Annotated in this window: 10 protein-coding genes; 1 reads left to right on the forward strand and 9 read right to left on the reverse strand. The window is 70.3% G+C overall.

The window, feature by feature from the left end:
• The first annotated feature begins 77 nt into the window (after nucleotides 1-77).
• On the forward strand, nucleotides 78-1379 hold the full coding sequence (locus BM424_RS18905) for an MFS transporter (RefSeq protein WP_175548174.1): 1302 nt from the start codon (nucleotides 78-80) through the stop codon (nucleotides 1377-1379).
• A 209-nt stretch (nucleotides 1380-1588) separates the two neighbouring features.
• Here the strand turns inward: BM424_RS18905 and BM424_RS18910 are convergent, their stop codons facing one another.
• The 9 genes from BM424_RS18910 to BM424_RS18950 form a co-directional block, all read right to left on the reverse strand.
• A complete protein-coding gene (locus BM424_RS18910; protein WP_245775962.1) occupies nucleotides 1589-3658 on the reverse strand; it encodes a PhoX family protein in 2070 nt (689 codons plus the stop codon).
• A 506-nt stretch (nucleotides 3659-4164) separates the two neighbouring features.
• Nucleotides 4165-6165, reverse strand: coding sequence for a PhoX family protein (locus BM424_RS18915; protein WP_093419783.1), 2001 nt, complete (start codon nucleotides 6163-6165; stop codon nucleotides 4165-4167).
• A 111-nt stretch (nucleotides 6166-6276) separates the two neighbouring features.
• Nucleotides 6277-7500 carry an MFS transporter gene (locus BM424_RS18920; RefSeq protein ID WP_093420132.1) on the reverse strand — a complete coding sequence of 408 codons (1224 nt, stop codon included), beginning with the start codon at nucleotides 7498-7500 and terminating at the stop codon, nucleotides 6277-6279.
• 127 nt (nucleotides 7501-7627) lie between these two features.
• Nucleotides 7628-9361 carry a hypothetical protein gene (locus BM424_RS18925; RefSeq protein WP_093419786.1) on the reverse strand — a complete coding sequence of 578 codons (1734 nt, stop codon included), beginning with the start codon at nucleotides 9359-9361 and terminating at the stop codon, nucleotides 7628-7630.
• Nucleotides 9362-9482: 121 nt separating this feature from the next.
• A complete protein-coding gene (gene crcB, locus BM424_RS18930) occupies nucleotides 9483-9857 on the reverse strand; it encodes a fluoride efflux transporter CrcB (protein ID WP_093419788.1) in 375 nt (124 codons plus the stop codon).
• Complete coding sequence (locus tag BM424_RS18935) at nucleotides 9854-10303, reverse strand: fluoride efflux transporter FluC (protein WP_093420134.1); 450 nt, start codon at nucleotides 10301-10303, stop codon at nucleotides 9854-9856. Before BM424_RS18935 ends, crcB begins: the two co-directional genes overlap by 4 nt.
• Nucleotides 10304-10468: 165 nt before the next feature.
• Nucleotides 10469-10999 (reverse strand): OmpA family protein, encoded by a 531-nt coding sequence (locus BM424_RS18940; RefSeq protein WP_093419791.1) that lies wholly within the window; start codon nucleotides 10997-10999, stop codon nucleotides 10469-10471.
• A 292-nt stretch (nucleotides 11000-11291) separates the two neighbouring features.
• Nucleotides 11292-12092: an ABC transporter permease gene (locus BM424_RS18945; RefSeq protein WP_093419793.1), complete on the reverse strand. Its 801-nt coding sequence runs from the start codon at nucleotides 12090-12092 to the stop codon at nucleotides 11292-11294.
• Nucleotides 12089-13060 carry an ATP-binding cassette domain-containing protein gene (locus tag BM424_RS18950; RefSeq protein ID WP_093420137.1) on the reverse strand — a complete coding sequence of 324 codons (972 nt, stop codon included), beginning with the start codon at nucleotides 13058-13060 and terminating at the stop codon, nucleotides 12089-12091. The genes BM424_RS18945 and BM424_RS18950 overlap by 4 nt, the downstream gene beginning before the upstream one ends.
• Nucleotides 13061-13210: the final 150 nt, after the last annotated feature.

Genomic DNA, 13210 nt, shown 5'->3' on the forward strand with positions numbered 1-13210 from the left:
CCGGGCGTCACTTGACCCGGTGACCAACCGGCGCGTATGCCCGTCCGGTGAGCAGCGTCAACGTCGCCTCTGCAGAGATGCAGAACCGGATCCTGCGCAAGGTCGCGATCCGGCTGATGCCCTTCCTGTGCCTGCTGTACTTCGTCAACTACCTGGACCGGGTGAACATCGGGTTCGCCGGCCCGAACGGGATGAACGACGAACTGGGCATGACCGCAACGGTCTTCGGGTTCGCCTCCGGGATCTTCTTCCTCGGCTACCTGGTGCTGGAGGTGCCGAGCAACCTCGCCCTGCACCGCTTCGGCGCCCGCAAGTGGCTCGCCCGGATCATGATCACCTGGGGGATCGTCGCGACCGTGATGGCCTTCGTGCCCAACGCGACGACCCTGGTGGCGCTGCGGTTCCTGCTGGGCATCGCCGAGGCCGGGTTCTTCCCGGGCATCATCCTGTACCTGACGTACTGGTTCCCGGCGGTGCAGCGCGCCAAGGCCGTGGCCCTGTTCATGGCGGCCGTGCCGGTCTCCAGCGCCATCGGCGCGACCGTGTCCAGCGCGCTGATCTCCAGCGGCCACGGCGTCTTCGGCATGTCCGGCTGGCGGTTCATGTTCCTGGTCGAGGGCGTCCCGGCGATGCTGCTGGCCGTGGCCACCTGGTTCTACCTCACCGACCGGCCCGAGCAGGCCAAGTGGCTCAAGCCCGAGGAACGCGACTGGCTGGCCGGGCAGCTGGAGGCCGAGCGCGCCGAGACCGAGTCCACCCACGCGTGGCCGCTGCGCAAGGCGCTGACGCACCCGCGGATCCTGGCGCTGGCGTTCGTCTACTTCGGCATCGCCTACGGCCTCTACGCGCTGGGCTTCTTCCTGCCCACGATCATCAAGGGCTTCGAGCAGCAGTACGGCACGGAGCTGTCCACGATGGAATCCGGTCTGGTGACGGCGATTCCGTACGTGATCGGGGCGATCGCGATGGTGATCTGGGCGGCGCACGGCGACCGCACCCGCGAGCGGGTCTGGCACGTGGCGCTGCCGATGCTGCTCGGCGGCGTCGCGATCCCCGTCGCGCTCTACCTCGGCAACCCGTACCTGGCGATGGTCGCGGTGACGGTCTGCGCGGTCGGCGTCTGCGCCGCGCTGCCGACGTTCTGGGCGCTGCCCAGCAACTTCCTCGCCGGCGCCGCGGCGGCCGGCGGCATCGCGCTGATCAACTCGCTGGGCAACATCAGCGGTTTCGCCGCCCCCTACGTCACCGGCGCCCTCGCCGACGCCACGGGATCCCAGCGCACCGGCCTCTGGGTCGTCGGCATCGTCATGATCGCCGCCGCGGGCACGGTCATCGCCCTCAAGTCGGCCCCCAAGCAGAACCCGCCCTCCGAAGGCTGATCCCGCCGGGTCCGCGGAGGTGGCCAGCTCCTGACGCGGGGTTCAGTTGACGGAATATGGCCGTAATCCGGTACCGGATTACGGCCATATTCCGTCAACTGCCTCGGGACGGGCACCCCTTCGGGGGTCATCCGCCTCGGGGCGGTGGGCCCGGAACGCAACGAGGGCCCCCGGCTTCCGCCGGAGACCCCCGCGCTCGCAAGGTGAGATCAGCCGCGGCCGATCTCACCGCCGTCCTCGCGCCAGATCGCCACGACCGACGGACGCGGCTGGGAGGTGCCGCCGTCGGGCCAGTGCGATGCCGGGTTTCCCGCGTTGTGCCCGTCGATCTCGCCCGGGTGCTGCACCGCGACGGTCACGACCTTGTCGCGCACCACGGGGCCGCAGGTCTCGGCGCCCTTGGGCACGGTCAGGAACTGCTTGACGAAACCGCGCTCCGGCCCGTCGACCGGCACCGCGAACAGGCCGTCGTTGGAGTCCAGCGCGTTGCCGTCGGTGGAGATCCACAGGTTGCCGTGGCGGTCGAAGGCCACGTTGTCCGGGCACGAGATCGGGCTGACCCGCGCCTTGTCGAAGCCGCCGAAGTAGGTGCCCGCGTCGTTCGGGTCGCCGCACACCAGCAGCAGGTTCCAGCCGAAGCGGGTGCCGGTGGTGTCGTCGTCGAGCTCCAGCACGTGACCGTGCTTGTTGCCGACGCGCGGGTTGGCCTCGTCCGGAGCCGCGTTGCCCTCGCTGCCGCGGTTGCTGTTGTTGGTCAGCGCGCAGTAGACCTTGCCGTTGACCGGGTTCGGCTGGATGTCCTCGGGCCGGTCCATCTTGGTGGCACCGGCCTTGTCGGCGGCCAGGCGCGTGAAGACGTAGACCTCCTCGGCGGTGAAACCGGGGACGAAGGACTCGGTGCCGCTGGCCAGCTTGATCCACTCGCCGGTGCCGTCGAAGTGACCGTCGGAGGGCAGCGTCCCGGTGCCGTCGATCTCGCTCTCCGGGCTGTTGCCGGTGAACTTGGCGACGTAGAGCGTGCCGTCGTCGAGCAGGCTCATGTTGTGCCTGCGGGCCAGGGCGCTGGTGCCCTGCTTGACCTTGCCGTTCGAGACGAACTTGTAGATGTAGTCGAAGCGCTCGTCGTCACCGGTGTAGGCCACGACGCGGCCGTCGTCGGCGACCTGGATGGACGCGCTCTCGTGCTTGAAGCGGCCCAGCGCGGTGTGCTTGACCGGGGTGGAGGTCGGGTCGTGCGGGTCGATCTCGACGATCCAGCCGAACCGGTTGACCTCGTTGGGTTCCCGCGCGATGTCCCAGCGCTCGTCGAACCGCTCCCACTTGCGGGTGCTCTCGGCGCCCTCGATGCCGTAGCGCGCGAGGCGCTCCTGCGCGACCGGGTCGGTGACGGAGTCGGCGTGGGCGAAGTACTGGTTGAAGTTCTCCTCGCCGGACAGGATCGTGCCCCACGGGGTGAGGCTGCCGGAGCAGTTGTTCTGCGTGCCGAGGACCTTCGTGCCGGTCGGGTCGGCCGAGGTCTTGAGCAGGTCGCTGCCCGCGGCGGGCCCGCGCACCTCGAACGGGGTGGTGAGGGTGATGCGCCGGTTGTAGCGGCTCGGCGCCGGCTTGAGGCTGCCGTCGTCCTGGCGCTCGACGAGCACCACCGACAGGCCGTGCGCGGCCCAGGCGATCTTGGCCTGCTCCTCGGTGGGGTTGTTCTCGTCGTAGCCGAGGAACATGTGCTCCTCGGTGGTGTACTCGTGGTTGCACACCAGCAGACTCCGGGAACCGGTCCGGTCCAGGGCGATGAGCTCGGCGAAGTCGTTGTTGTAGCCGAACTGCTTCTCCTGGGCGGCGGCGCTCTGGTTCGCGAAGTCGAACTCGGGAGCGCCCTCGACGATCGGGTCGCCCCAGCGGATCACGACGCCCTGCCGGTAGCCCTCGGGGATGACCACGGCGTCCTGGGTGTTCGGCGCGACGGGCGCGAAGTCGGTGCCGGGCACCGCGCCGCGGACCGGTCCGTCCGCCGGACCGGGCTTGGGCGCGGCGGCCGCGGTGCCGGTGAGCAGGGACGCTCCGCCGACGGTCAGCGCGAGCGCGCCGGTGGCCTTGAGCGCGCCGCGGCGGCTGAGCACGGACTCGACGATGTCACCGAAGTAGGCGTTGCCGGAGGTGTTCGGCGCCTCGTGCTGGCAGGCGTTGCCGCAGCGGTACTTGCAGGTGATCGAGGATCGGCTCGCGCTGTGGTGGGACGCGAGGGGGAGCGGGATGACCCGCCCGCTGTCCTGTCGGGAAGACAAGCGGACCTCCAGGAGGATTCGTTCGGAACACTCGAACGCTAGACAGATCGGGCGATCTCCCCGGTACATCCGGGTGAACAAGAACCGAACAAGCAACGCAGAGTCCCCAAAGCCCCTCCCCAGCCCCTCCCCAGGCCAAAAACTCCAACATCCGCCAGGTCAAAAACCGCAACATTCATCGGGTCGAAAACCGGGGTTTTTGACCGGTCGAATACCGCAGTTTTTGACCCGACGAATACCGCAGGTTTTGACCGGTCGAATCCTGCGGTATTCGACCTCGGGCGAGTCGGGGGCGGTGGGAGCGCGGCTTCGGGGGTGTGTGGGGACTTGTGGGTTTGTCGACATGGGGCTTCGTGGGGCTTGCTTCGGGGTTGGTCCCGTTGGGGTTCGTGCGTGGGTAGGGGACAGTTTTAGTGAGAACTGTCCATGATCAATGTCCCTTTTGTCCGGACAGTTTTCGCTAAAACTGCCCCCTGCCGCAGCGCACCTCCCTCGGGTCCCCTGGTTCAGCGCCAGATGGCGACTACTGAGGGGCGGGGTTGGGTGGTGCCTCCGTCGGGCCAGTGGCTGGCGGGGTTGTCGGCGTTGGCGCCGTCGACCTCGCCGGGGTGCTGGGCCGAGATGAGGACGAGGTCGTCCTCGATGACCGGGCCGCAGGCCTCGGCGCCTCGGGGGACGCTGAGGAAGGCCTTGACGTGGCCGCGTTCCGGGCCTTCCAGCGGGACGGCGTAGAGGCCGTCGTTGAAGCCGAGCGCGTCGCTGGAGTCGGTGGTGATCCACAGGTTCCCGCGGCTGTCGAAGGCGACGTTGTCCGGGCAGGTGATCGGGCTTACCTGCGATTTGTCGTAGCCGGCGAAGTAGGTCGACGGGTCGGCCGGATCACCGCAGACCAGCAGCAGCCGCCAGGAGAACCGGGTGCCCGCCGGGTCGTCGTCGAGCTCCAGGACCTGACCGTGCTTGTTGCTGTTGCGCGGGTTCGGCTCGTCGGCCGGGGCGTGCCCGTCGGTGCCGCGGTCGGAGTTGTTGGTCAGCGCCGCGTAGACCCGCCCGGTCGTCGGGTGCGGCTGGACGTCCTCGGGCCGGTCCATCTTGGTCGCGCCCGCCTTGTCGGCGGCCAGCCGCGTGAAGACGTAGACCTCCTCGGCGCTCATGCCTTCGACGAAGCTGGTGTCGTTGTGCGCCAACGGGATCCACGCGCCCGCGCCGTCGAACTCGCCGTCGGCGGGCAGCGTCCCGGACCCGTCGATCTCGCCGGGGCTGTCGCCGGTGAACGTCGCGACGTAGAGCGTCCCGGAGTCCAGCAGCGCCATGTTGTGCCTGCGCGCGAGCCCGCTGCCACCGGGTTTCACCGTGCCGTCGGAGACGAACCGGTACAGGTACTCGAACTTCTCGTCATCGCCCATGTAGGCGGCGACGCGGCCGTCGTCGAGGACCCGGATGTTGGCGCCCTCGTGCTTGAACCGGCCCAGCGCGGTGTGCTTGACCGGCGTGGAGGTCGGGTCGTGCGGGTCGACCTCCACGATCCAGCCGAACCGGTTGGGCTCGTTGACCTGCTGGGAGAGGTCCCAGCGCGAGTCGAAGCGCTCCCACTTGCGGTCGGTCTCGGCGCCCTCGATGCCGTAGCGCGCGAGGCGTTCCCGGGTGGCCGGCTCGGTGACCGAGTCGGCGTGGGCGAAGTACTGGTGGAAGTTCTCCTCGCCGGACAGGATCGTGCCCCACGGCGTCACGCCGCCCGAGCAGTTGTTCATGGTGCCCAGCGAGCGCGTGCCCGTCGGGTCGGCCGGGGTCTTCAGGAACTCGCTGCCCGCGGCGGGCCCGCGCAGCTCGAACGGGGTGGTGAGGGTGATCCGCCGGTTCAGCGGGTCGATCACCGGCTTCTTGTCGTCCAGCACCACGACCGAGAGCCCGTGCGCCGCCCAGGAGATCCGGGCCTGCTGCTCGGTGGGGTTGTCGGCGTCGTAGCCGCGGAAGACGAACTCCTCGGTGACGTACTCGTGGTTGTTGATCATCAGCCTGCGGCCGTCGGGCAGCGGCAGCAGCGCGCAGAAGTCGTTGTTGTAGCCGAACTGGCCTTCCTGAGCTTCGGGGGTCTGCGCGTCGAAGTCGAATTCCGGTGCGCCGGGCAGGATCGGGTCGCCCCAGCGGATCACGACCTGCTGCTGGAAGCCCTCCGGGATCACCACGGCGTCCTCGGTGTTGGGCCGGATCGGCTCGAAGTCCAGGCCTGGCGCGGAGAAGTCCAGGTCTGCGGCGGCTTCGCGGGAGGCGAGCGCGGGCACGGCGAGCGCGGCCGAGGCCACCGCACCGGCCTTGAGCAGGCCGCGGCGGCTCAGGGCCTGGTTCAGCGCCTGCCCGAAGGTCGGGTTGTCCGTGGTGTTCGGCGGGTGCTGGGAGCACTGGTCGCCGCAGCGGTATCGGCAGGTGACGTGGGCGCGTCCGCCACCGAGCAGCGGCAGGAGTCGACGTTCGGGAGCCACCGGGACCTCCAAGCTGTTCGAGAACGGCATGGAGCGTAGGCGACCGGGCGCGCAAAACAAGTATTTGGCGAACATTGGGCGAAATGACGAGAGGGCGTGCGGATCGTGGTGATCCGCACGCCCTCTCGCGAGCTGTGGCGATCAGACCTCTTCGCCGACCACGGCCGCCTCGCTGGGGACCCGGTGCGCGTCGGCCTTGCTGCGCAGGCCCGGGGCCAGCAGCAGCGCGGCGATGACGCACAGCACGGCTCCGACGGCGAACGGCGCGTGGTTGGAGCCGAACCAGGTGGCGACGTGGCCGACCAGGGTGGCCGCCGCGGCACCGCCGAGCCAGCGGCAGAAGTTGTAGCCCGCGCTGGCCACCGGGCGCGGCGCGTCGCTGACGCTCATCGCCGAACCGGTGAACAGCGTGTTGAGCAGGCCCGAGGCCAGGCCGCTGAGGACCACGCCGACGACCACGACGGGCTTCGGCCCCACGGACATGACGCCGAGGATCACCGCGTAGAGCAGCACCGCGATGATCGTGCCGCCGACCTCGCCGAAGCGGGCCGCCAGCTTCGGCGCCAGCGTCACGCCGGCCACCGCCACGCACAGGCCCCAGCCGAAGAACACCAGGCCGACCGCGATCGCGCCGAACTCCAGCACGAACGGCGCCCAGGCCAGCACGATGAAGAAGCTGGCGGTGTAGAACGCCGAACCGAGCGAGGTGCGCAGCAGTCCGCGGTGCTTGAGCGCCTTGAGCGGGTCGAGGACGCTGATCTTGGCGCGGCTGGCGCGGTCCCCGTCCTTGGGCAGGAACCCGGCGGAGAGGATCAGCGCGACGGCCATCAGCGCCGCGGTGCCCGCGAACGGGCCGCGCCAGGAGATGTCGCCGAGCAGCGCGCCGAGCAGCGGCCCGGTGGACAGGCCGATGCCCAGCGCGGCTTCGTAGAGCAGGACGGCCGCTTGCTGGCCGCCCGAGGCCGCGCCGACGATCACCGACAGGGCGGTGGCGATGAAGAAGGCGTTGCCCAGGCCCCACACCGCGCGCAGCGCGACGAGCTGACCGATGGAGCTCGCCAGCGCGCACGCGATGGTGGCCAGCACGATCAGGACCAGGCCGGTGACCACGGTGCGCTTGGGCCCGTAGCGGGCGCTGAACGCGCCGGTGATCAGCATGGCCACGACCTGAACGCCCAGGTAGGACGAGAACAGCAGGGTGACCTGCTCGGGTCCCGCGTGCATCGCCTCGGCGATGGACAGCAGGATCGGGTCCACCAGTCCGATGCCCATGAAGGCGATGACCGCGGCGAAGGCGGTGATCCACACCGCCTTCGGTTGTCCCTTGAAGACGTCGAGTAACCGAACGTCGTGCCCGGCGCTCATCGACACGTCACCCCTCATCAACGGCGTTCGCAGCTGCGGTTGCGGCTGCTCGGAAAAGTCACATCGTTCGCAATGCTAAACAATTCTCGTTAGCAGGACAAACGGAGATGAGCAGCGTCACCGCGAATCAGACATCCAGGGCGCCGCGCGCCGCCGCTGCGACCTCCTCGTCCTCGTGGTGCTCGGCCAGCGCTGCCAGCAGCTCCCCGGCGTGCGAGTGACCGCTCGCGGCCAGGTCCGCCACCAGCTGCAACTGCGCCTCCTGCGACTGCTCGGCGACCTCACCGATCAGCAGCGCCGGATCCGACTCCAGAGACACCGCCAGCACATCGGCGGTGAACAGCACCGGATCGCCCTCGCGCGTCACCTGCTCCTCGGTCGTGGCCTCCAGCCACACCCGCACCGCCGCGCCGCACACCTCGTCCTCGGCGACCTCGCGCGCCGCCGCGACACCGTCGTCGCCGGTCACCGCCAGCAGCGCCAGCGTGGGCACCCGCACCGCCGGGTCGTCGACCAGCTCCAGCAGCGCGGTTAGCTCCTCCGCCGCCTGCTGCGAACCCCGGTGCTCGATCCAGTGCGCGGCCAGCGACTCCTGGACCGGTGGCGCTGCATCGGCGAACAGCAGCACCACCAGCTCGGCCGGGGCCAGCCGCAGCGCCTCGGTGGTCGGTACCCGGAAACCGAACGCCCGCAACGACTCCCGCGCCGCCCACACGCCCGCGGGCAGCAGCTCGACGAACGCCTGGAACGGCTGCTCCTCCTCGCTCGCGTGACGCGTGCGCAGCGCCCCCATCGACTCCCACTGCTGCACGATCCGCGTCACCAGGCCCAGCACCGGCTCCGGGTCCTCGGAACCGGCCACGTCGGCCGCCGCGCCGGCCACGACCTCCAGCGGCACCTCGCCGGCCGCGGAGTAGAGCATGCTCAGCACGGACTGCACCAGCTCCGGCAGCAGGTCGTCGTCGCTGTCGGCGGCGATCGCGTCGAGGTCCTCGCGGAAGGCGTCGTCGAGCAGCACGAAGCTCTGCCACAGCTTCGTCCACAGCACCTCCGGCTCGGCCAGCACCGGACCGGCGATCAGCGTCGGGGCCGGCCGCCCGCCGACGACCCGCAGGAGCCCGGCGCGCTGCGCCCACTCCAGCAGCAGCCCGGCGGTGGCCTCGTCCTCGCCCAGCGCGGCCGCCAGCTTCTCCGGCCCCTCCGCCGCCTGCTCCACCACGGTGCGGATCCGCTCGATGATCGGCGCCTGCGCCGCGATCGCGCGCAGCGGTTCGGACTCGGTCGGCTCCACCGGGCTCAGCCACACCCTCGGCTGCGGTTCCGGGTCGCCGGCCTCGCGCGCGGCGATCTCGTCGGCCGTGTCCTGGTCGACGTCGAGCTCACCGGCGTCCACCGCCTCGTGGAACGCCTCCACCGCGGCGTCGTCGGAGTCGTCCACGCCCAGCTCGCGCATCGTGGTCGTCCAGAACTTCTCCGAGCTCCACTCGCCCGGATCGGCCATCGCCGTCAGGTACGCCGGGACTGCGGAGTCGATCGCCTCGTGCAGCTCGGAGGTCGCATCGGTCGAGGTCAGCAGCCGCTCGTCGGCGAGGAAGTCGATCCAGCGGTGCAGCAGGGCAGGGGCCGCCGACCAGTCCTCGGTCAGCACCGCGCGGCGTGGCACGACCTCGGTCAGGGCGCGGACCACGTCCTCCTCGGTCCAGTGCGCCAGCATCCCGTCGGCGAGGAACTTGTCGTCGAGCAGCAGCTCGACGAGCTCCGCCGCTTCGAGCTCGGGGTGGCGGGTGGTGAAGCGGTCGATCAGTTCGGCGCAGGCCTCGTCGAAGCGTTCCTGCTCGCCGCGGATGAAAACGGTGCGCATGGCGACCCCATTCGCTCACGTGTGCGGATCTCGTGCCCACAGGTTAGAGACCGATCCACGGCGAGCCCGGGAACGCAAGCAAGGTCGTGCACTCGTGTCGTGATCCCCCGATGGGGTGAGTTCAGTGCCAGATGCCGGCGGCCAGCAGCACCCCGAGCAAGCCCGCACCGAGCCCGACCAGCACCGATCCGACCACGTTGAGCACGCCCAGCAGCCGCGCGCCGCCGGTCAGCAGGCGCACGCTCTCGTAGCCGAAGGTGCTGAACGTCGTCAGCGCACCGCACAACCCCACGCCCAGCACGGTCTGCAGCACCGGCATCGGCGCGCCGAACAGCGCCGCCCCGGCGAGGAATCCGAGCAGCAGCGAACCGACCGCGTTGACCACCAGCGTTCCCCACGGGAACCCGGTGTCGTGGCGCGCCTGCACCCAGCGGTCGGTCAGGAAGCGCAGGCTCGCCCCGGTGGCGCCGCCGAGCGCGACGAGCAGGACCGTCACGACACCTCCCGCCGGACCCCGCGCGCCAGCGCCCGCGTCGCGGTCACGCCCACGAACACCGCGACCAGGCAGCACAGCACGGTGCCCAGCAGGTAGCCCAGCGCGGGGAGCGGTTCGGTCACCGCCATCCGCAGCGCGTCGGTGACGTAGGTGGAGAAGGTGGTGAACCCGCCCAGCACGCCCACGCCGAGGAACGGCCGCAGCAGCCGGTGCGGGGTGATCACCTCGGTGATCACGCACATCAGCACGCCCAGGGCCAGGCAGCCCAGCACGTTGACCAGGAACGTCGACATCGGCCCCGGCCAGATCAGGCTCGCGCCGTAGCGCAGCACCGAACCGAGCGCGCCTCCTGCGGCGACCACGGCCAGCAGGTCCAGGGGGATCGCGGGGGCGGGCTTTCCGCGCGCGGGCGCAGCGGCCGTCCGCGTCTCGGCGGAAGAAGCCATCGACACCTCCGTGACCATCTCCGCCGAGGGTACCGGTCCGGGTGCCTGACCAGGGTCGATCGCGACCGAGGTCTCATGAGGGGGGAAGTTTTCATGAAAACTTCCCCCGAACACGACGGAGGGACGACCGACGTTGGTCGACCGTCCCTCCGGGTGAAGGTGTGACTACTGGACCTTGACCTCGACCTTCCGGGACGAGGCGGGGTCGCCGCTCGCGTCGCCCTGACCGGAGACCTGCAGCCGGTCGGCGCTGATCCCGGCCTGGGTCAGCTGGTCGGCGACCGCCTGGGCGCGCTCCTGGGACAGCTGCTGGCTGTCCTGGCTCGAGCTGGTGCCCGACGCGGTGAAGCCCGACACCGTGAACTTCAGCTCCTGCGGAGCGCCCTTGAGCAGGTCGGCCACCTTGGTGACGGTCTGCTGGGCCTGGTCGTTGAGCTCGCTGCTGTCCGGGTCGAACGTGATCGGCGTGCTCTGGGCGATCTGGTCGAGCTGGCCCTGCAGCTCGGTCTTGGCCTGAGCCGCGTCGCCGCCCTGCTCACCGCCGCCCTGCTCACCGGCGCCCATGCCGCCCGGGGTCTGCTCCCCCGCCTGGCCTTCGCCGCCGGGCTGCTGGCCCTCCTGGCCCTGGCCCTGACCTTCTTGGCCCTGGCCCTGCTGGGGCATCCCGGGCACGCCGGAGGGCATCTGGGTCGGCATGCCCGGCCCACCTCCGGGGCCGCCCCCGCACCCGGCGAGCACTGCACCCGTGCAAGCGATCACTGCTGCGGCGTATTTGACGTTCGTTCGGCGCATAACCCACCTCGCGGTCCGTGGTGCGTTTCTCGGAGACGGGCAGATAGTGCGGGCCGGTCGGCCCGAATCCGCACAACTTTCGCGCGAGTCCGAACCCGTTCACACCAAGGAGTGAACTCCAGAGTGCTTCTCAGCAGCGGAAATGTTATCGCCCCGCACTAACGGGCGTCCCTTGTGGACCATCCTGACCGAACCCTCACCGACTCGCCACGCGACGGTAACGAGCCACCGCGAGCGGGATGAACACCGCCAGGATCACCAGCGCCGAGACCACCGAGTACAGCACCGCGTGCTGCGCCGGCCAGCTGTCCGGTGGCGGGCCGGTCACCCGCAGCGGGTTGCCGAACAGCTCCCGCAGCGCGTCCGCGTACACCGTGATCGGGTTCCACTCCGCGAAGCCCCGCAGCGGACCCGGCATCGACTCGGCCGGCACGAACGCCGAGGACACGAAGGTCACCGGGAACATCCACAGCAGGCCCGCGCTCTGGGCGACCTCGACGCTGCGCGCCACCAGCCCGATGAACGCCCCCACCCACGACATCGCGAACGAGAACAGCAGCAGGAGCCCGAACGCCAGCGCGGCGTCGAGCAGGCTGCCGCGGATCCGCCAGCCCACGATCAGCCCGCACAGCGACATGATCACCACGGTCAGCACGCTGACCAGCAGGTCCGAGCCGGTGCGCCCGAGCAGCACCGCCACCCGCGACATGGGCAGCGACCGGAAGCGGTCCATCATGCCCTTCTGCAGGTCGTTGGCCAGGCCGATCACGGTGAACGCGCTGTTGAACGCCACCGTCTGCACGAAGATCCCGGCGATCAGGAACTCCCGGTAGGCGCCGCCGCCGAGGCTGCCGCCGAAGACGTAGGCGAACATCAGCACGAACATGATCGGCTGCGCCGTGCCCGCCAGCAGCAGGTCCGGGTTGCGCTTGATGTTCATCAGGTTCCGCCAGGCCACGACGTTGCTGTCGCGGAGGCCCGCCACCAGCGCGTTCATGCCCGCTCCTCCTCAGGCTCCCCGGCCGAATCCTCGGCGTGCCGTCCCGTCAACCCCAGGAACACGTCGTCCAGCGTCGGCCGGTGCAGCCCGACGTCGTTGACGCCGACGTTCTCGGCGTCGAGCCGCCGCAACGCCTCGATCAGCGCCTTCGGTCCCGCCTCGACCGGCACGCTGACCCGGCGCAGCGAGTCCTCCACCTGCGGTTCGGCGCTGCCGACCTCGCGCAGCACCCGCGTCACCACCGGCAGCTCGGCCGCCTCGGCGGCGACGAGCTCCAGGCGTTCGCCGCCGACCCGGGACTTGAGCTGGTCGGCGGTGCCGCCGGCGATGACCCGGCCGCGGTCGATGACCGCGATCGAGTCGGCCAGCTGGTCGGCCTCCTCCAGGTACTGGGTGGTCAGCAGGACGGTGGTGCCGTCGGCGACGAGCTCGCCGATGACGTCCCAGGTGTCCAGCCGCCCGCGCGGGTCGAGCCCGGTGGTGGGCTCGTCGAGGACCACCACGGTCGGCGAGGCGACCAGCGCCCCGGCCAGGTCGAGACGTCGCCGCATGCCGCCGGAGTAGCCCTTCGACGGCCGGTCGGCGGCTTCGTCCAGCTTGAACCGGTCGATGAGCTGCCGGGCTCGCGCGGCGGCGTCCGCGCGGGACAGGCCGTAGAGGCGGCCGACCATGTGCAGGTTCTCGTAGCCGGTGAGGTTCTCGTCCACGGCCGCGTACTGCCCGGACAGCCCGATGGAGCGCCGCACCGCGTGGGGCTCGGCGAGCACGTCGTGCCCGGCCACGAACGCCCGTCCCGAGTCCGGGCGCAGCAGCGTGGTGAGGATGCGGACCGCGGTCGTCTTGCCCGCGCCGTTGGGGCCGAGCAGGCCGAGGACCTGCCCGCGCGGGATCTCCAGGTCGATCCCGTTGAGCGCGCGGGTCGAGCCGAAGCTCTTGACCAGCGCTTCCGCACGCACCGCAACCATCTCAACCCCCAGCGTGATGTCCGATTCCGCCACTGTAGGTCGCGGGTCGGACGCAACGCCGCTGAATTTTCTCGCCGGGAGGGTTTTTGCGGACGGGAACGCAGGTCAGCAGGGGTGCGCGGGGAGGGTGGCCCAGGTCGCCTCGACAGA

Source organism: Saccharopolyspora flava, from assembly GCF_900116135.1.
GTDB lineage: Bacteria > Actinomycetota > Actinomycetes > Mycobacteriales > Pseudonocardiaceae > Saccharopolyspora > Saccharopolyspora flava.

What these genes read in the sequence shown, in the direction of transcription:
- BM424_RS18905 (WP_175548174.1), top strand. Translation starts at nt 78, where the DNA reads ATGCAGAACCGGATCCTGCGCAAGGTCGCGATCCGGCTGATGCCCTTC.
- BM424_RS18915 (WP_093419783.1), bottom strand. Translation starts at nt 6,165, where the DNA reads ATGCCGTTCTCGAACAGCTTGGAGGTCCCGGTGGCTCCCGAACGTCGA.
- BM424_RS18920 (WP_093420132.1), bottom strand. Translation starts at nt 7,500, where the DNA reads ATGAGCGCCGGGCACGACGTTCGGTTACTCGACGTCTTCAAGGGACAA.
- BM424_RS18925 (WP_093419786.1), bottom strand. Translation starts at nt 9,361, where the DNA reads ATGCGCACCGTTTTCATCCGCGGCGAGCAGGAACGCTTCGACGAGGCC.
- BM424_RS18935 (WP_093420134.1), bottom strand. Translation starts at nt 10,303, where the DNA reads ATGGCTTCTTCCGCCGAGACGCGGACGGCCGCTGCGCCCGCGCGCGGA.
- BM424_RS18940 (WP_093419791.1), bottom strand. Translation starts at nt 10,999, where the DNA reads ATGCCGACCCAGATGCCCTCCGGCGTGCCCGGGATGCCCCAGCAGGGC.
- BM424_RS18945 (WP_093419793.1), bottom strand. Translation starts at nt 12,092, where the DNA reads ATGAACGCGCTGGTGGCGGGCCTCCGCGACAGCAACGTCGTGGCCTGG.
- BM424_RS18950 (WP_093420137.1), bottom strand. Translation starts at nt 13,060, where the DNA reads ATGGTTGCGGTGCGTGCGGAAGCGCTGGTCAAGAGCTTCGGCTCGACC.